Origin of the sequence: Tessaracoccus sp. ZS01, assembly GCF_022342445.1 — a bacterium.
Taxonomy (GTDB): domain Bacteria; phylum Actinomycetota; class Actinomycetes; order Propionibacteriales; family Propionibacteriaceae; genus Arachnia.
The window spans coordinates 12,947-30,281 of the sequence record NZ_PQFE01000021.1; the positions used below are offsets into that span (position 1 = coordinate 12,947).

Consider the following 17,335-nt stretch of genomic DNA (forward strand, 5'->3'; position numbering starts at 1 on the left):
TCAATTACGCGCATGACCCCTGAGCCCAGCAAGTGGACGCGCATGATCCAAGCGGATCCTGATCACTCCCGCCGTTACATCCAGCGCTTCCGCACCATGGCGGCGCAGGGCAACGACCTCTACGGCGAGGCCCGCACCGTCGACGCCATGGTGCAGCGCGGCTCCCGCATCCTCGACGCGGGCTGCGGCCCCGGCCGGGTGGGCGGCCGGTTGCACGAGCTGGGCCACACCGTCGTAGGGATCGACGTCGACCCGGCGCTGATCGAGGCCGCCGAACAGGACCACCCCGGGCCGACGTGGGTCGTCGGGGACCTGGCGGAGATGGACCTCCCGGCGCAGGGCATCGAGGCTAACTTCGACGTGATCGTCTCGGCCGGCAACGTGATGGGCTTCCTGGCCCCGTCGACTCGCGTTGACGTGCTGCACCGCTTCGCGGCCCACCTGGCAGAGGATGGACGGGCCGTCATCGGCTTCGGCGCCGGTCGCGGCTACGACTTCCGCGACTTCCTCGCCGACTGCGCGCAGGCCGGGCTCGAACTCCAGATCCCGCTCTCGACGTGGGACCTCCGCCCCTTCACGGAGGACTCCACGTTCATCGTCGCCATCTGCGGCAAGGCGTGAGAAAGGGGCCGACCGTGGGGTCGGCCCCTTCCAGGGATCTCAATCAGCTGAGCGGGGCATCACAGTGCCCGGGCCCGATGAGACCTTCGTTGTAGCTGGCCAGCGTCCCCGCCAACTGCTTGGCGAGCGTGGTCTGCTGCCTCGTGAGCGTCGTGCCCGACAACGACGAGAACAGCGTATCCGCCTGCGCGAGTGCGGAATCGACCGCAGCGGTCGAGTCCGCGCCGTCATGCACGTTCAGCCACGCGGCCATGTATTGCTGCGCCAGGATGTAGTACGCGTTCCCGGCAGGGGGCGTGTTGAACACCTGGAGCCAGGTCTGGCCGGAGGAGTAGAACATGGTGTTCTCCTCCAACGCACCGACATTGCTCCAGCCGTCGTCGTAGTGCGCGGCCGGGCCGGAATGCGAGTGGGTCTTCCAGTAACCCAGCGTCAAGGTGCACACCGACGAGTCCTCCGGCACCGTGATGACGACCTGAGCGTCGTCGTCGCCGGTGGTGCCGGTGTCGTTGGTCACGAACGTGGCCGTGTTGTCGACGTAATACGTGCCTGCCGCGTTGTACGGGCCAACCTGGCGCTGGTACATGAACGTGAACGGATCACAGAGTTCGTCGTCGAGGAGACCCTGGAGTGAGTCGGTGACTTCCACGCACTCGTCGGTGACCGTGGAGGGGTCGCCGAACGTGTAGGCCGCATCATCGGAGACGGTCTTGTCGCCGAAGCCGTAGTCGACGACCACAACAGCTGTGTTGGTCCCGGAGACCGCCCCTGCAAGGGCGTGATCATAGGTACACACGATGGTTTCGCCCGCGTCGAGCACCGTGTCGCTCGGACACGTCAGCGTGACCGCCGAGTTGTCAGCGAGGTGGTCCGTGATGGACACGATGTCCGCATCGACGGGCCAGGGGTTGACGATGGTCACGCTGCCGGAGACGGCCCAGTCGGAATCGACGGAGCTGTTGGCCAGCACCACGGTGTAGTCGACCATCGCGGTGGCGCCCTTCTCGAGTGTCAGCGACGTGGGAACCACGGTCTTGTCGATCGTCCACGTATAGGCGCGCTCGAAGCTCGGCACCGCGGTCTTTGTGACAACCGGCTCCAGGGTGAAGCAGAACTCGATGTGGCTGAGCGCCGCCTGGTTCCCGCCCGTATTGGTCGGCGTCTGTAGGCCGGTGTCGGAGGTGACGGTTCCGTCGTACTCGTAGACGTTGGTCATGACGCCGGCCTTCAGCAGGACGGCCGCCGGGCCGTAGGTGCTACTCCAATCGATGCTGTGGAGTTCGGAGTCGGCCGAGAAGGTGATGGTGAAGCCAGGCATTACGGTGTACGTGCCGGGCACGTTCTCACCCGCCGGCTTGTAACCGAAGTCGTACCCGAGGTCTTCGCAGGACGGGTTCCCGCTGACGGTCGACGGAAGGACGTCTGTTGCTTGGGCCGGCGTGACGAACGCCGCCAATGAAAGTGCACAGGCGCCAAGTAGCGCAAGGGCACGGTGAAGTGTTGGCATGATGACCTCCCCAGGGGTGCCAACACGGCCAGTAGTTCTGGTCGAGATGCGGCGCTCCTGCGCGTCCGCATGGATCATCCTGAACCGGCGGGGCCACCTAAAGCCATACCTATCCGTTATTAGTTTTCACGGCGTCTCGACCCGGTTTCAAGCACCTTCACCCGAATTCGGCTGGGCACGACGCCGCTGGGCGAGCACGCTCGTGAAAATTATGAACACGATGAGCGCGAGCGCCACCCACATCGCGACCCGCGCGTAGACCTCCAGCACGTCCACGATGGGCGCACCGAAGCGCCACCCCAGCCAGAAGTACAGGACCAGCCACAGCGTGGAGGCGATGTAGTCGTAGACGAGGAACCGCCGCAGGCTCATACTGGTGGCCCCTGACAACACGAACACCACCTGCATCAACGGCAACGGGATCGGGATGTAGGCCACCAGAAAGCCGACCGGGCCCAACTTCTCCGCCCATCGCTCAGCCCGCGCGTAGTTCCTCTGGGCACGCTTGGACTGGCCGGCCCACACCTCGATGATGCCCCGCCCCCAGAGCTTGCCCGCCCACCAGTAGACCCAGTCGAATTTGAGGCTGAAGATCGAGGCGACCAGGAGCACGACGGGCCAGTGCGGCATGTCGCCCTGAGAGCCGAGGGCACCGCTGACGGCGACGGCGGTACGGCCGCCGGTGAGCATGGCCAACCAGTCGGGCGCGGCGGTGATCAGCCACGCCCGGGTGGGCAGGAGGACGAGCGAGAACAAGCCGATGAAGCCGAACCAGCCCAGACACCAGTAGTCGGCCCGCCCCGGCTCCTTGCGCCAAGGCATGCCCTGGTCCTGCCACCACTGCTCGGTTCGGGGCTCTTCCGAGGACTTCGGCTCGTCGATCACGGGGTGAAGCCTACGTGAAAGACCCCCGCGGCGCCCCGGTGAGCACGCCTCCCGTTTGATCGATCCAGCCGCTGATCGTGACCAGTTTGTTACGACCAACAAGCGAACCCCGCTGTTGGCGATCAGTCCGGAAGGTGTAAAGTCCGGCTCAGGAAAACCTAAATACTTAGGGTTCCAATCCACAACGGATCGTCGGGCACGTACCTGCCCGTGGAAAGGACAAGTGGCATGGCCACCGTTAGTTACCGGGATGCCTCCCGTGTTTACCCCGGCTCGGACCGCGCAGCGGTCAACAAGCTGAACCTCGAGATCGAGGACGGCGAATTCATGGTCCTCGTCGGCCCCTCGGGCTGTGGCAAGTCGACCTCACTGCGGATGCTCGCCGGCCTCGAAGAGGTCAACTCGGGCTCCATCTTCATCGGCGACCGTGACGTCACGGATCTCCCGCCGAAGGATCGCGACATCGCGATGGTCTTCCAGAACTACGCCCTGTACCCCCACATGACTGTGGCGGACAACATGGGCTTCGCTCTGAAGATGCAGAACGTCCCCAAGGAAGAGCGCCAGAAGCGCGTCCAGGAAGCCGCTCACCTGCTGGGCCTCGAAGACTTCCTCTCCCGCAAGCCGAAGGCCCTCTCGGGTGGTCAGCGTCAGCGCGTCGCCATGGGCCGCGCCATCGTGCGTAACCCGCAGGTCTTCCTCATGGACGAGCCGCTGTCGAACCTCGACGCCAAGCTCCGCGTGCAGACCCGCACCCAGATCGCCGCTCTCCAGCAGCGCCTGGGCGTCACCACCGTCTACGTCACCCACGACCAGATCGAGGCCATGACGATGGGTGACCGCGTTGCGGTCATGAAGGACGGCATCCTGCAGCAGGTCGATTCCCCGCTGGCGCTGTACGACAACCCGAAGAACCTCTTCGTGGCCGGCTTCATCGGCTCCCCCGCCATGAACCTGATCTCCGGCAGGCGCGTCGAAGACGGCGTCCAGGTCGGCGACTACATCGTGCGCATTCCCCGTGAGGTCCTGGCCCGCGCTGAGGGCGAAGAAACCCTCACGGTCGGCATCCGCCCGGAGGCCTTCAGCGTCGCCCAGGAGGGCATCGGTCTCGACGTCGCGGTGGTCGAGGAACTCGGCGCCGACTCCTACCTGTACGGCACCCTGGCCGGGCTCTCCGACGACGAGATCGTCAACGCCCAGCAGTTCGTCGCCCGCGTCGGTGCCCGCACCGCCCCGGAGAAGGGCCAGACCGTGCGCCTCACCGCACCGGCTGACCAGCTCCACGTGTTCAGCGACCGCACCGAAGATCGCATCTCCTGATCGCTCGATCACTCGTGGAAGGGCCCCGGCATCGCCGGGGCCCTTTCCCGTTCCCTGGGATCCTCACCTGACAGCGAACTACCGCGGGCAGCGAGCAGCGCAGCAGCCCCGTCGGGATATCTTGGGGGACAGTTTGCAGAAAGGCCGAGTGGAATGACCAACTTCTCCCGCTGGACCGAGGCGGTGCGCACCGGCCTGGGCGTCGACCCCACCTACGGAGCCGTCGTCCCACCGCTCTACCTGTCGTCGAACTACGCGTTCGAGGAGTTGGGCCGGGCCCGCGAGTACGACTACTCCCGCTCCGGCAACCCCACCAGGGACCTGCTCAACGACGCCATCAACACGCTCGAGGGCGGCGCAGGTGCCACCACGGTGACCACCGGGCTGGCCGGCGTCACGTTGATCGCCGAGGCGTTCGTACCGACGGGGGGCAGGGTCGTCGTCCAGCATGACGCGTACGGGGGCACCTGGCGCCTGTTCACCTTCCTCGCCTCGCAGGGCCGGCTGGACGTGACCTTCGTCGACTTCAACGACGACGACGCGTTCGCCACCGCGCTCGACGGCGGTGTGGCCATGGTCTGGATCGAGACCCCGTCCAACCCGCTGCTGCGCATCACCGACATCCGCCGCACCGCGGACCTCGCGCACGCCGCCGGGGCGCTGGTGACCGTGGACAACACGTTCCTCTCCCCCCTCCTGCAGCGTCCGCTCGAGCACGGCGCGGATCTGGTGCTGCACTCCACCACCAAGTTCATCAACGGCCATTCCGACGTGGTGGGTGGCGCCGTCGTCGCGGCCACCCCGGAGCACCACGAGAAACTGCGCCAGTGGGCCAACGCGCTGGGCCTCACCTCCAGCGCGTTCGACGCCTTCCTCACCCTCCGCGGGCTCCGCACCCTCGACGCCCGCCTACGGATCCACGGCGAGAACGCAGCGGCCCTCGTCGACGCCATCCAGGACCACCCGGCGGTCGGCACCCTCTACTGGCCCGGCCTGCCGTCGCACCCAGGCCACGAGGTGGCCAAGGCGCAGCAGTCCGGCTTCGGTTCGCTCATCAGCGTTGAGCTGGCGGGCGGCCGGGCCGCCGTCGAACGGTTCCTCGACGGGCTTGAGATTTTCCACCTGGCGGAGTCGCTCGGCGGCGTGGAGTCCCTCATCTGCCACCCCGCATCCATGACCCACGCCGGCATGACCGACGAGGCGAGGGCAACAGCCGGCATCTCCGACGGGCTGCTGCGGATCAGCGTGGGCGTGGAGGGGCGCGACGACCTGGTGGCCGTCGCCACCCGCGCGCTCGACAGGGCGACATGATCAGCCTCACGCTGGCGCTGGCCCTCCGCGACGCGGGACTGGCCTGGGTGCCCAGCCCCGGGGACCGGTTCGCCGTGACGCGCACGGAGATGATCGACGACGTCTTCTACCTGGCGGACATGGTCATCGAAGCCCGCCCCCTGGAGACCGGCACTCTGTTCGCGTTCAACGGCACCACCGAATGGGCCCTGGATTCGGTGCCCCAGTCGGCGACGGTGTGGCTGCCGGACGAGAACCAGTTGCGGACGGCGCTGGACGACACGTTCGTCAGCCTGCGCCGGGAGGACCGCGAGTTCGTCGTCGAGCTGGCAGATGGCAGCACCCACCGCGACTCGGACGCCGAGAACGCGTACGCGGCCGCGTTGCTCGCAACGCTGGCGTAGACCCTCCACGTCGGAGTCCCGCGAGGATCAGGCGAACTGCATCGAGGGACCGACCCCAGTAGGCTGGGCGTGTGCCCAGATTCCTCGCTGCCCGGCCCGACGCCGACCTGCTGCGGCTCCCGTGGCAGGTGCCGCTGACCGATTGGCCGGCCCAGCACCTCGTCGCGCTGCCGCGCGGTATCTCGCGGCACGTGGTGCGGTTCCTCCAGGTGGGCGACGAGATCTTCGCCGCGAAGGAGATCCTCGAAGAGGTGGCGGTGCAGGAGTACCGCCTGCTCACCGAGCTGAAGCGGCTGAAGGTACCGTCGGTGGATCCGGTGGGCGTGGTCCTCGGCCGGGTGGACCCCAATGGCGACCCGCTGGATCCCATCCTCCTGACACGCCACCTCCCGTTCTCCCTGCCCTACCGTTCGCTCTTCTACCACGGCGTCAAGCATGAGACCGTCAACCGGTTGCTCGACGCCATGGTCGTCCTGTTCGCCCGCCTGCACCTCACCGGCTTCTACTGGGGCGACGTATCGCTGTCGAACATCCTCTTCAGGCGCGACGCGGGCGAGTTCGCCGCCTACCTCGTCGACGCGGAGACCGGCGAGTTGCACGACCAGCTCACGGACGGCCAGCGCGCCCACGACCTGCAGATCGCGCGCACCAACCTCTTCGGCGAATTCCTCGACCTGGAAGCGGGCGGCATCCTCGATCCGTCGCTGGACCCGGAGTGGCTTGTGAAGACCATCGAGGACCGTTACCACCAGCTCTGGGCGGAACTCACGGGCGTCGAGGAGTTCGACGAGTCCGAGCTGTACCGCCTGGAGGGGCGCGTCCGCCGCCTGAACGCCCTGGGGTTCGATGTGGCGGAGATCGACGTCGACGCCTCCGCGGACGGCGGCACCATCAGGATGCGGCCGAAGGTGGTGGAGGCGGGCCACCACACCCGTCGGCTGATGCGCCTCACCGGCCTCGACGCCGAGGAGCACCAGGCGCGCCGGCTCCTCAACGACATGGACACCTTCCGCGCCAAGAAGGCCCCCAACATGGCCGAGTCCGTGGCCGCGCACAAGTGGCTCGTCGAGGTGTTCGAGCCGGCCATCAACCGGATCCCGGCAGACCTCAGGAGCAAGCGCGACGCCGCCCAGTTCTTCCACGAGGTGCTCGACTACCGGTGGTACCAGTCGCAGCGGGAGAACCGCGAGGTGCCGACCGCGGACGCGGCCTCCGGCTACATCCACGAGATCCTCACCACCCTGCCCGACGAGCAGCTCGGTGACCTTCAGATGGTGGGCGGTGAACTGGCCAACAAGTACGACCCGTCCCATGGCTTCGTCGACGAGAACGAGGAGAAGCCGTACGACCCGTGGGAGGACAGCGCGAACGCTCCAGACCTGGAGTTGGCCGCCACGTTCGACATCAACGCCCTGCGGGCGAAGGCTGCCAAGAAGAAGCAGAAGTAACCGCTGGCGCCGTTCAGGCTTCCGCTCCCAGCGACTGCCTATCGCGCCTCGGTGCGCAGCATCTTCAGCCTGGAGGTGACGCGGTCGCCGGCCGAGACCATGCTGGACAGCCGGACTCGGTCGAGTTGCTTCCCCGGGACGCGCTCACCGGAGTCGAGCTCCGCCTCGTCGGCCGCTCCGCGGTCAGGCTGCGTCGTCGCGTCCTCTGACAGCACCGCATTACGACGGGTGACCGCCTTGTCCCACATCTCCTGAATCTGATCTGCGGCGGCGTCGCGGTCGGTGACGGTGAGGTTCGGTTCGAAGAGGACGGTGCTCATGGCCACTTGGATTGCGCTGCCGGCAGCCTCAACGTCCTCGGGTGAGGTCGCCGTCGCCAGTTGGGAGAGGGCCGTTTCGGCGAGGCCGGCAATCGCCGTCAGCTCGCGCCAGCGCTTGGGTCGCGACGGGGTCACCTGCACGTCGAGCACCAGATAGTTGAAGCCCCGGGCCGGAACCCAGTCATCGCCATCATGCATCATGAGCCGTGAACCATCGATGGCGAGACGGTCGAGCGAGCCTTCATCGGTCGGCCAGTCCGTCACCACCACGTAGCCTTCACGCAGCGCGTCGGCCTGGATCGACATCTGCAGGGCAATGAGCCCGATCGTCTCATCGGTACCGAGAAGCTTGTCGACACCGTTCGCGATCTTGGTGGCGATCGGCGCAGCAGCCGTGAGTTGAGGGACCTGCGTCAGGGACGCCAGGTCGCCGAGAAATTCGGTGGCAAGGTCGAGCAGGCCTTCCCCCGGGGCTGCCATCAGACCGACGACGATGCTGATCGCGTCGGAGTTCATGGGGAGGTCACCCGTGAGCGCCACGTTCTCGTGGATGAGGTGCGCGAAGTCGCCGTTGTTGAGGGAGGTGAAGCTGGATGGCCCGAGGGTGGTGGATACGGGGATTCGTTCGTCCTGACTTGGCCAGGTCACCATCGACTGCAACACGGGGCGGCGTTCACCCAGTCGCTGGCGGTCGAATCGGAGCCCCAGGTCTGCGCAGCTGACGGACAGGTAATAGCGCCCCTCGTCTTCGGGTCCGTAGGTGCTGTCATCCTGCGCGATCCATCCGTGCACGACGGTGCGTGACTCGCGCTGCCACAGGTCGCCGAGCTTGTCCAGGAATCCCATATCGTCCCCCACCGAAAAACAGCAATGTACCTTTCCTGTTTCCCGTTTGGCGATGGTTCGTCGGCATTGATCGGATCGGGGCTTTGCCGCTGGGTTCATTACCCAGCCCCGAGGCGCGGTCCCACCGCCGGGCGGTATCGTTCGGCGCACACCCCGGCGTCGGGGTCACGATCTTGGGAGGACCCAACTATGTTCAAGACCGTCCGTGTGGCCCTGGCGGCGCTCCTCGCCGTCACCGGCGCCGTGGTGCTGGCCCCGAACGCTTCGGCCGAGCCCGTCGACGTCTACTCGACGCCCGGCGAGCACACCGTCAACGGCCGCCAGTGGAGGACCACCTGCGAGCCGTACTCGGTCACCAAGCGCTGTCGCACCGAGATCATGGCCACCGTCGTGTCCTGGGACGGCGCCAAGTTCGTGCAGAAGAACGGCTGGGTGTTCAACAACCTGACCTACCTGCCAGCGCCGGTGGCGACGTGGAAGGGCAACCCTCTCGCCACGCACAACATGAACGGGTTCGTCAGCGGCGGCCGCAACTGGCGCACCGAATGCAACACGGCCACCACCGGCCAGGGCGGGTGCCGCTCCTACATCCAGGCTGACGTGATCGCCAAGACCGCGAGCGGCTTCACGTGGCAGACGCAGTGGGTCTTCAACTCGATGGTCCGCTTCAGCACCAACGCCCCGAAGCCCGTACCGACGGATCCCACCGAGCCCATCATCGAGCCGCACGTCGTCCCCATCGCTCCGTCGGATGCCCCCGCCATCGCCGGTTGGGAGAAGGAGTCGGTCGAGGGCCTCGTGTCCTACACCAAGGCCTCGGGCGACCGCTACGCGTTGGTCGTCGTCATGGCCCTGGGCGACATCGAGGGAGGGTCGCAAGCGCTGATCGCTGACATGACGAACACCGAGAACGTCGGCTCCGCTGTGTGCGGCACGATCGAGGAGATCGAGGCGGAGGCCTGCGTGCTGACCACGGCCACGTACGGGACGGTCATCGTGATGGCGGAAAGCGCCACCAGGGCCGAACTGCTGGAGGTCACCCTCAAGCTGGACGGCGTCCTCGTCTGATCCTGGAGCAACCATGACGGGCCCCGAGCTTCCGCTCGGGGCCCGCTGCGCGTCGGCGATAATGCGCCCCGCGGCACATCACCGAGGCCCGCCCGATAGTCTCCAGACAGGCCTCACCGTCGAGGCTGCGGACACAAGGAGCACCTATGAAGAAGGTCATCCGCGTGGCGCTGGCTGCGCTGCTGGGCACTGTCGGAGCACTCACGATCGCCCAAGACGCCTCCGCCGAGGTAGACATCTACTCGACCGAGGGTTACCACTATGTCAACGGCCGCGAATGGCGCACGCAGTGCGAGCCGTACTCGATCACCCACCGCTGTCGCACCGAGATCAAGGCGACGGTGGTCACCTACTCGGCTGGGAGGTTCGTCCAGAACACCGGCTGGGCCTTCAACAACCTGACATACCTGCAATCGCCCAGGGAGACGTGGGCGGGCAACCCCCTCGCCAGCCACAACATGAACGGCTTCGTCAGCGGCGGACGGAACTGGCGCACGGAGTGCGACACCGCCACCACAGGCCGGGGCGGTTGCCGCTCCTACATCGAGGCCGACGTCATCGCGAAGACCCCCGGGGGCTTTGCGTGGCAGAAGCAGTGGATCTTCAACTCGATGGTGCGCTTCGGCCCCGTCCAGCCGCTCCCCCAGCCCGTCACGCCCGTCTCGCCCGACCTCGAGAACTTCACCCCGACACCCATCGACCTGGCCGACGTCCCCGCCAGGATCGGCACGATGACGGCCTACGAAGCGGACGGCGCCATCATCTACTCCCGCAATCTCGCCGCCGAGACGGGCGTGGGAGTGGTGGCTTTCGGCAACCTGGACATGGGCGTCGAGATGTGGCGCCTCGGGCTCCAGGACTCGACGACGCTGGGCGCAGCCGTGTGCGGCACCATCCCGGACTCCGGCGAATACGTCTGCGTCTTCAAGTCGGCCAAATACGGGCACACGATGGTGATGGGGTTCAACACTCCGGTCGCCGATGTGCACCAGGTGACGACCACCCTCGTCTCCTCGATGAGCTGACCCGATGAGCTGAGGCCCGCGCCGCCCGTCAGGACCTGCGGGCGTGCAGGTGCTCGATCATGCCCACGTGACTGCGACCGCTGTCGACGATCTGGACCCCGCTCATGCGCTCCAGCTTCGGCAGCGGCCGCCGCGTCCAGTACTCGCCGTTGGTGCGTTTGGTCACCGCCTCCAGAGCCAACTGGAGCGCGTGCAGAACCGGGTTGGTCGAGACGACATGGTCTGCCAGCAGGATCCGGCCGTTCGGGCGGACCACCCGGACCAACTCCGCGAGGGCACGGTCGTCGTCGCCCACCCCGCACATGGCGAACGTGGACACGACGGTGTCGAAGGTGCCGTCGGCGAACGGGAGGTCCTGCGCGTCGCCCTCCACGAGCGTGACTTCGCGGCCGGTTCGCGCTGCACGGGCGCGGGCCTCGTCGAGCATGGGGGCGCTGATGTCGAGGCCGGTGACGGTGATGTCGTCGGGGTAGTGCGGGAGGTTGAGCCCGGTGCCGATGGCGACCTCGAGGGTCTCGCCCACGGCACGCTCACCCACCCAGCGGCGGCTGGCGGCCATGAAACGACCCTCCAGCGGCGCGACCATCTGATCGTAGCGCGCGGCCGTGGTGTCCCAGAGTCGCCGTTGGCGGTCTTCAGGCGTGGTCATGGACCCCAGTGTTCCACGCGGCCCGAACCCGGCGGGGTATCGGCCGTCAGCAGCCGTCGGGGCCGCAGGCGTCGCCCGCCTCGCCTTCGATGGTGATGAGGCTGGGGGTCTGTTCCGACGCCACGGTCTGCAGCACCTGGGCGAACACCTCTGCCGGCTGCGCACCGGAGACGCCGTACTTGTTCTCGAAGACGAAGAACGGCACGCCCTGCACCCCGATCTGACGCGCCGCCATGATGTCGTCCTCGACGGCGCGATCCAGCTCGGCGGAGTCGACGGCGGCGCGGGCCTCCGACTGGTCCAGGCCCGCTTCGGCCCCGAGCCGCGTCAGCACCTCGACATCGCTGATGTCCTCGCCGTCGATGAAGTGCGCCGCCAGGAGGGCTTCCTTGAGGGTGTCGGTGCGGTGGTCGCCGTCGGCCCGGTCCGCGGCCTTGGCGGCCTGCAGCAGGCGGTGCGCCTTACGCGAGTTGGCCACGACGAGGCCGTCAAAGTCGTACTCGAGGCCCTCCCCCGCGGCGTTGCCCTTGACGTGCTGGAGCATCTGCTCCACCTGGGGACGTGCGATGCCCTTCATCTCGACGAGGTAGTCGACCTCGGAGCGGTGGTCGTGCTCGGGCAGGCCGGGATCGAGCTGGTAGGAGCGCCAGGTCACGTTGACCAGGTCCTGCTGCGGGAACTCCGCAAGGGCCTTCTCGAAGCGGCGCTTGCCGATGTAGCACCACGGGCAGGCGATGTCGGACCAGATCTGAACGTCGATACTCACATTTTCAACCATACAGGAAGCGGGGCTGGCCGCCGCGCGTGCCCGTCGACAGTGCATCGACGGGGGCTCTGACCGGTAAACTGCCCTCTTGTGACGCTGAAGCTGTATGACACCGCCTCACGAACCGTGCGCGAGTTCGTGCCCCTCGTCGACGGCAAAGTGTCGATCTACCACTGCGGCCTGACCGTCCAGGCCTCACCCCACCTGGGCCACATCCGCAAGGAGGTCAACTTCGACGTCCTGCGCCGCTGGCTGGAGCACACGGGCTACCAGGTGACCGTGGTGGCCAACGTCACCGACATCGACGACAAGATCCTCACCAAGTCCGCCGAGGAGGGCGTCGAGTGGTGGGCGCACGCGTACCACTTCGAGCGCGAACTGCACGACGCGTACGCCTCGCTCGGCTGCAAGCCCCCCACCTACGAGCCGCGCGCCACGGGCCACATCCCGGAGATGGTCGAGCTCATCGCCGAACTCATCGGCAAGGGCCACGCCTACCCCGCGGCTGACAGCTCCGGTGACGTCTACTTCGACGTCACGAGCTGGCCCCGCTACGGCGAGCTCTCCGGCCAGAAGGTCGACCAGATGGAGGCCGCCGCCGACGCGGACCCGCGCGGCAAGCGCGACCCGCGAGACTTCGCACTCTGGAAGGGCCACAAGGCCGACGAGCCGCTCACCGCGAGTTGGCCGTCACCGTGGGGCCGTGGCCGCCCCGGCTGGCACATCGAGTGCTCGGCCATGGCGGGCAAGTACCTGGGCGACACCTTCGACATCCACGGCGGCGGCATCGACCTGCGCTTCCCGCACCACGAGAACGAACTGGCCCAGTCGGCCGCCGCGGGGCGCGGCTTCGCGCGCTTCTGGCTGCACAACGCCTGGGTCTCCATGGCCGGCGAGAAGATGAGTAAGTCGCTGGGCAACACCGCGCTGGTCTCCGAGGTCACGAAGGCCTACGACCCGCGCGCCGTGCGCTACTTCCTGCTCTCGCCGCACTACCGCTCCACCATCGAATTCTCCCCGGCCGACGACGAGACCCGCGGCTCCCTGGCCGAGGCAGAGAAGGCCATCGAACGCATCGACTCCTTCGTCGAACGCTCCCGCGCCTTCCTGCCCGAGGAGGGGTTCGTCGCCTACGCGCCGATGAACGCCGCCGGGTACGAGGCCTTCACGGAGGCGATGGACGACGATCTGGGCACCCCCGCCGCCACCGCCGCGCTCTTCGACTCCATCCGCGCCGGCAACCAGGCCATCGCCGCTGGCGACACGGAGAACGCCAGGCTCTACGCCCTCGTCGTGGACAGCATGCTGAACGTCTTCGGCATCCACCCCGACGCCCCGGAGTGGGCCAGCCAGGGCACCGACGCAGACCTCACCCCGGTCATCGACGGCCTGGTGGCCGCTCTCCTCGAACAGCGGGCCAAGGCCCGGGCCGAGAAGGACTGGGCAACCGCCGACAGCATCCGCGACACGCTGAGCAACGTCGGCCTCACCATCGAAGACACCCCGTCCGGGCCCAAGTGGCACCTCGACAACTGACGAAAGAAGCTCATGGCAGGCAACTCCTCGCGCCGCGGCGCGACCAGCAAAGGCAAGAACAAGGCCGCCGGCTCCGGTGGCCGCATCCGCCGATCCCTCGAAGGCCGCGGCCCCACGCCGAAGGCCGAGGAACGCACGTACCACAAGGCGTACAAGGCCAAGCAGTCCGCGCAGCGACGCACCCCGTCGAAGACCACGCGCCAGAAGCCGGCGGGCGCCGACTGGGTGGTGGGACGCAACCCCGTCTATGAGGCGCTGCTCGCCGGCATGCCCGTGAAGCAGGCCTTCGTGGCTGAGGGCTCGGAGCGCGACGACCGCCTCCGCGACATCCTCAAGTTCGCCGCGGACCGTGGCCTGCCCATGCTTCAGGTCACCCGCGCAGAGCTGGACCGGGTCACCGGCGGTGGCCTGGTGCACCAGGGCGTCGCCCTGCAGCTGCCGGCTTACGAGTACGCGGACCCGCAGGACCTCATCGCGGACGCATTCGAGGCGGACGGCATCATCGTGGCCCTCGACGGCATCACGGATCCCCGCAACCTGGGCGCGATCGTGCGTTCGGCGGCGGCGTTCGGCGCCGTCGGGGTGGTCATCCCGTCGCGGCGTTCCGCGTCGATGACCGCCGCCGCGTGGAAGACGTCCGCGGGTGCCGCGGCACGCCTGCCCATCGCGATGGCCACCAATCTCAACCGCACGCTCGAGCAGGCGACGAAGGCCGGGTTCACCATCCTCGGCCTCGCGGGCGAGGGCGAGGTGCCGATCAGCGGCGCCGCCGGCCTCGACGGGCCGCTGGTGATCGTGGTGGGCTCCGAGGACGAGGGGCTCGCGCGCCTGGTCCGCGACCACTGCGACCAGTTGGTGTCGATCCCGATCGCCAGCGAGGTGGAGTCGCTCAACGCGTCCGTGGCCGCGTCCGTCGCGCTCTACGAGGTCTCGCAGCAGCGCGCCGGCATCACTGAGGCTGTTCCCGGGCAGTGAACTGCACCCCGAACTGCAGCGGGGACGGGGTCGCGGTGAACTGCGCCGCGACCGTCACTCCCCCGGTGTAGAGGGCCTGCAGGGTTCCCTTCGGCTGGAACCGCATGGTGCCGCCGGTGTACGGTCCGGCCAACTGCCAGATGAGGTCCACCGTCGTGGACATCTCGATGTCGTCTGCCGCCACGGTCTCCGGCGCGACCACCTTGTGGTTGACGCCCTCGCTGTCCTCCAACGTGAAGGACTCCGGGCCGCTGAAGCTGTAGGTGAAGCGGGTGTCGGTGAGGCTGGGTTCAAACGTGAGCCGCAGCCTGAGCCACTGCATGCCGGCTGTTGCCCACCCGAGGCCGGGCAGCCACGGCGTCAGGACGCTCGCTGTCGGGTTCGGCGCCAGCGCCACCGCCAACTGCGCCTCGTCCTGCTCGATCTGCAGCGACGGGTCCGGCAGGCTGACGATGTTGTGCACGAAGATCTGCCGCTCCGGCTCCACCGCGATGAGATGCCGCTCCCGGAAACCCGTGGTGCCGGCCCACGCCTCGTCCTCGACGGGGGCGCCGGTGAGCAGGTCGAGCGACACGGTGCGCGTCTGGTCCGTCACGTCGAGGAACACCGGCGCCCCCTCGGGGATGCACAGCATGATGAGCGTCCAGTCGATGTCGTATTCGCCGTCGTCGTTGATGGTGTGGCGCACGAACGGCGCCCCGAGGTCGAACGCGACGTCGCCCACCCGTAGCCGGTGCGCGAGGTCCGCCCCTGGGTCGGGTTGGAACGACGGGACCCCCGCCGCCAGCGTGAACGCCAGGATCTGGTGGCCCTCCGGCGCGCGCAGCGGAGTGCGGCGCCGCACCTGCATGGCGGTCTGCTGGCCGAGCTCGGTGCCCAGGAACACCTGCTCGAGCCGCGCGTCGAAGTGCGGCGTCGAGATGCGCTGGCCCACGGTGCGGGCCTCCTCGATGGACTTCACGCCGTTGTCGCTGGTCTGGATGAAGAAGTCCGGCCGAAGTTCGACGGTGGGATCAACGGACTCCACTGCCTCCGGCGTGCCCTCCACCCACTCGATGGGCTCGAACGAACAGCCGCTCAACCCCAGCAGCGCAAAAAGCCCCAGCGCACCACGCCTGTTCACCGACACAGGGTGAAGGGTAACGGATGGGCCGTTCAGGACCTCGGGCACTAGAGTGGGCAGCACGCACCCCTGAATCCAAGGAGAACTGTGAGCGATCTCGAATCGATCTCGTCGGCCTACCGGACCCTGTTGGGCATGATCGAGGAGGTGGAGCCCCGCATCGCTCAGGCGACGCGCCAGGAGCTCACCGACCAGCGCGCGTCGCTGAAGCTCATCGCGTCCGAGAACTACGCCAGCCTTCCCGTGCTCGCCACCATGGGCACCTGGATGAGCGACAAGTACGCAGAGGGCACCGTCGGTCACCGCTTCTACGCCGGTTGCCAGAACGTCGACACCGTCGAATCGGTCGCCGCCGAGCACGCCCGTGAGCTCTTCGGGGCCGAGTACGCCTACGTGCAGCCCCACTCCGGCATCGACGCCAACCTCACCGCCTACTGGGCCATCCTCGCGCACAAGATCGAGTCCCCCGCGCTGGAGGAGTTCGGCGTGAAGGGCGTCGCGGAGCTGAGCGAGGCGGACTGGGAGACCCTGCGCCGCCGCTTCGGCGACCAGCGCCTGCTGGGCATGTCGCTCGACGCCGGCGGCCACCTCACCCACGGCTTCCGCCCGAACGTGTCCGGCAAGATGTTCCACCAGCGTTCCTACGGCACCGACGCCAAGACCGGCCTGCTCGACTACGAGGCCCTGCGCGCGCAGGCCAAGGAGTTCAAGCCGCTCGTGCTCGTGGCCGGTTACTCCGCCTACCCGCGTCGCATCAACTTCGCGAAGATGCGCGACATCGCCGACGAGGTGGGCGCCGTCCTCATGGTCGACATGGCCCACTTCGCCGGCCTGGTGGCCGGCAAGGTGTTCACCGGCGAGGAGGACCCGGTCCCCTACGCCGACGTCGTGACCACCACCACGCACAAGTCGCTGCGCGGCCCGCGCGGCGGCATGGTGCTGGCGACGGCGGAGTACGCCCCGTCGGTGGACCGTGGCTGCCCGCTGGTGCTCGGCGGCCCGCTGTCGCACGTCATGGCCGCGAAGGCCGTGGCGCTCGCCGAGGCCCGCACCGCTGAATTCCAGACCTACGCGCAGGCCGTGGCGGACAACGCCAAGGCGCTGGCCGAAGGCCTCATGAAGCGCGGCGGCAAGCTGGTCACGGACGGCACGGACAACCACATCGTGCTGCTCGACACCACCGCCTTCGGCCTCACCGGCCGCCAGGGCGAGGCCGCGCTGCTCGACGCGGGCATCGTCACCAACCGCAACTCTGTGCCCAACGACCCGAACGGCGCCTGGTACACCTCGGGCGTGCGCCTCGGCACCCCGGCCCTCACCTCGCGCGGCTTCACCGCCTCGGACATGGACGCCGTCGCCGACATGATCACGGGCGTGCTGAAGGCCACCAAGCCGACGACCACCTCGGCCGGTGCTGCCAGCAAGGCGAAGTACGCACTCGACGACGCGGCGCGCGACAACTCGCTCGCCGAAGCCGAGCGGCTGCTCAACCTGCACCCGCTCTACCCGGGCTTCGAGATCTGATTCTTCAGTCCCTGACCTGAACAGAGAG

16 protein-coding genes are annotated in these 17,335 nt (G+C 67.8%); 10 read left to right on the forward strand and 6 right to left on the reverse strand.

The window, feature by feature from the left end; genetic code table 11:
- The first annotated feature begins 12 nt into the window (after positions 1–12).
- Positions 13–621: a trans-aconitate 2-methyltransferase gene (locus C3E87_RS13410; protein WP_076063784.1), complete on the forward strand. Its 609-nt coding sequence runs from the start codon at positions 13–15 to the stop codon at positions 619–621.
- A 43-nt stretch (positions 622–664) separates the two neighbouring features.
- Here C3E87_RS13410 and C3E87_RS13415 read toward each other — a convergent pair whose 3' ends face one another.
- A complete protein-coding gene (locus C3E87_RS13415; protein ID WP_143571051.1) occupies positions 665–2,128 on the reverse strand; it encodes a hypothetical protein in 1,464 nt (487 codons plus the stop codon).
- A gap of 147 nt (positions 2,129–2,275) precedes the next feature.
- Positions 2,276–3,013, reverse strand: a complete 738-nt coding sequence (locus C3E87_RS13420) for a DedA family protein (RefSeq protein ID WP_198928321.1) — start codon at positions 3,011–3,013, stop codon at positions 2,276–2,278.
- Between the two features lie 228 nt (positions 3,014–3,241).
- Here C3E87_RS13420 and C3E87_RS13425 point away from each other — a divergent pair, with 228 nt between their 5' ends.
- The 4 genes from C3E87_RS13425 (at position 3,242) to C3E87_RS13440 (ending at position 7,475) form a co-directional block, all read left to right on the forward strand.
- Positions 3,242–4,333, forward strand: a complete 1,092-nt coding sequence (locus tag C3E87_RS13425) for an ABC transporter ATP-binding protein (protein ID WP_076063788.1) — start codon at positions 3,242–3,244, stop codon at positions 4,331–4,333.
- Between the two features lie 153 nt (positions 4,334–4,486).
- Positions 4,487–5,644 carry a cystathionine gamma-synthase gene (metB, locus tag C3E87_RS13430; protein ID WP_076063790.1) on the forward strand — a complete coding sequence of 386 codons (1,158 nt, stop codon included), beginning with the start codon at positions 4,487–4,489 and terminating at the stop codon, positions 5,642–5,644.
- Positions 5,641–6,027: a hypothetical protein gene (locus C3E87_RS13435; RefSeq protein ID WP_076063792.1), complete on the forward strand. Its 387-nt coding sequence runs from the start codon at positions 5,641–5,643 to the stop codon at positions 6,025–6,027. Before metB ends, C3E87_RS13435 begins: the two co-directional genes overlap by 4 nt.
- Positions 6,028–6,098: 71 nt before the next feature.
- Complete coding sequence (locus C3E87_RS13440; RefSeq protein WP_076063794.1) at positions 6,099–7,475, forward strand: DUF4032 domain-containing protein; 1,377 nt, start codon at positions 6,099–6,101, stop codon at positions 7,473–7,475.
- Positions 7,476–7,513: 38 nt separating this feature from the next.
- On the opposite strand, the gene C3E87_RS13445 is transcribed toward C3E87_RS13440, so the two are convergent.
- Positions 7,514–8,641, reverse strand: coding sequence for a hypothetical protein (locus C3E87_RS13445; protein WP_076063797.1), 1,128 nt, complete (start codon positions 8,639–8,641; stop codon positions 7,514–7,516).
- Positions 8,642–8,830: 189 nt separating this feature from the next.
- On the opposite strand from C3E87_RS13445, the gene C3E87_RS13450 reads away from it, so the two are divergent.
- Both C3E87_RS13450 and C3E87_RS13455 read left to right on the forward strand, forming a co-directional pair.
- Positions 8,831–9,709, forward strand: a complete 879-nt coding sequence (locus C3E87_RS13450; protein ID WP_076063798.1) for a hypothetical protein — start codon at positions 8,831–8,833, stop codon at positions 9,707–9,709.
- A gap of 146 nt (positions 9,710–9,855) precedes the next feature.
- The gene (locus C3E87_RS13455) at positions 9,856–10,734 is read left to right on the forward strand and encodes a hypothetical protein (protein ID WP_076063800.1); all 879 of its coding nucleotides are present in this window, start codon (positions 9,856–9,858) and stop codon (positions 10,732–10,734) included.
- A 28-nt stretch (positions 10,735–10,762) separates the two neighbouring features.
- On the opposite strand, the gene C3E87_RS13460 is transcribed toward C3E87_RS13455, so the two are convergent.
- Together C3E87_RS13460 and C3E87_RS13465 are read right to left on the reverse strand one after the other, a co-directional pair.
- On the reverse strand, positions 10,763–11,383 hold the full coding sequence (locus tag C3E87_RS13460) for a class I SAM-dependent methyltransferase (protein ID WP_076063803.1): 621 nt from the start codon (positions 11,381–11,383) through the stop codon (positions 10,763–10,765).
- A 46-nt stretch (positions 11,384–11,429) separates the two neighbouring features.
- Positions 11,430–12,149 (reverse strand): DsbA family protein, encoded by a 720-nt coding sequence (locus tag C3E87_RS13465; protein WP_198928322.1) that lies wholly within the window; start codon positions 12,147–12,149, stop codon positions 11,430–11,432.
- Positions 12,150–12,239: 90 nt separating this feature from the next.
- Between C3E87_RS13465 and cysS the strand changes: the two genes are divergently transcribed.
- Both cysS and rlmB read left to right on the forward strand, forming a co-directional pair.
- Positions 12,240–13,685 (forward strand): cysteine--tRNA ligase, encoded by a 1,446-nt coding sequence (gene cysS / locus C3E87_RS13470; protein ID WP_076063805.1) that lies wholly within the window; start codon positions 12,240–12,242, stop codon positions 13,683–13,685.
- A gap of 12 nt (positions 13,686–13,697) precedes the next feature.
- Complete coding sequence (gene rlmB, locus C3E87_RS13475; protein WP_076063807.1) at positions 13,698–14,660, forward strand: 23S rRNA (guanosine(2251)-2'-O)-methyltransferase RlmB; 963 nt, start codon at positions 13,698–13,700, stop codon at positions 14,658–14,660.
- Here the strand turns inward: rlmB and C3E87_RS13480 are convergent.
- Positions 14,635–15,783 (reverse strand): hypothetical protein, encoded by a 1,149-nt coding sequence (locus C3E87_RS13480; RefSeq protein WP_143571053.1) that lies wholly within the window; start codon positions 15,781–15,783, stop codon positions 14,635–14,637. The two genes, rlmB and C3E87_RS13480, sit on opposite strands and share 26 nt — an antisense overlap.
- Positions 15,784–15,870: 87 nt before the next feature.
- Between C3E87_RS13480 and C3E87_RS13485 the strand changes: the two genes are divergently transcribed.
- The gene (locus C3E87_RS13485; protein WP_083665676.1) at positions 15,871–17,307 is read left to right on the forward strand and encodes a glycine hydroxymethyltransferase; all 1,437 of its coding nucleotides are present in this window, start codon (positions 15,871–15,873) and stop codon (positions 17,305–17,307) included.
- The last annotated feature ends 28 nt before the right edge of the window (positions 17,308–17,335 follow it).

What these genes read in the sequence shown, in the direction of transcription:
- C3E87_RS13415 (WP_143571051.1), bottom strand. Translation starts at nt 2,128, where the DNA reads ATGCCAACACTTCACCGTGCCCTTGCGCTACTTGGCGCCTGTGCACTT.
- C3E87_RS13425 (WP_076063788.1), top strand. Translation starts at nt 3,242, where the DNA reads ATGGCCACCGTTAGTTACCGGGATGCCTCCCGTGTTTACCCCGGCTCG.
- metB (WP_076063790.1), top strand. Translation starts at nt 4,487, where the DNA reads ATGACCAACTTCTCCCGCTGGACCGAGGCGGTGCGCACCGGCCTGGGC.
- C3E87_RS13445 (WP_076063797.1), bottom strand. Translation starts at nt 8,641, where the DNA reads ATGGGATTCCTGGACAAGCTCGGCGACCTGTGGCAGCGCGAGTCACGC.
- C3E87_RS13450 (WP_076063798.1), top strand. Translation starts at nt 8,831, where the DNA reads ATGTTCAAGACCGTCCGTGTGGCCCTGGCGGCGCTCCTCGCCGTCACC.
- rlmB (WP_076063807.1), top strand. Translation starts at nt 13,698, where the DNA reads ATGGCAGGCAACTCCTCGCGCCGCGGCGCGACCAGCAAAGGCAAGAAC.
- C3E87_RS13410 (WP_076063784.1), top strand. Translation starts at nt 13, where the DNA reads ATGACCCCTGAGCCCAGCAAGTGGACGCGCATGATCCAAGCGGATCCT.
- C3E87_RS13460 (WP_076063803.1), bottom strand. Translation starts at nt 11,383, where the DNA reads ATGACCACGCCTGAAGACCGCCAACGGCGACTCTGGGACACCACGGCC.
- C3E87_RS13435 (WP_076063792.1), top strand. Translation starts at nt 5,641, where the DNA reads ATGATCAGCCTCACGCTGGCGCTGGCCCTCCGCGACGCGGGACTGGCC.
- C3E87_RS13455 (WP_076063800.1), top strand. Translation starts at nt 9,856, where the DNA reads ATGAAGAAGGTCATCCGCGTGGCGCTGGCTGCGCTGCTGGGCACTGTC.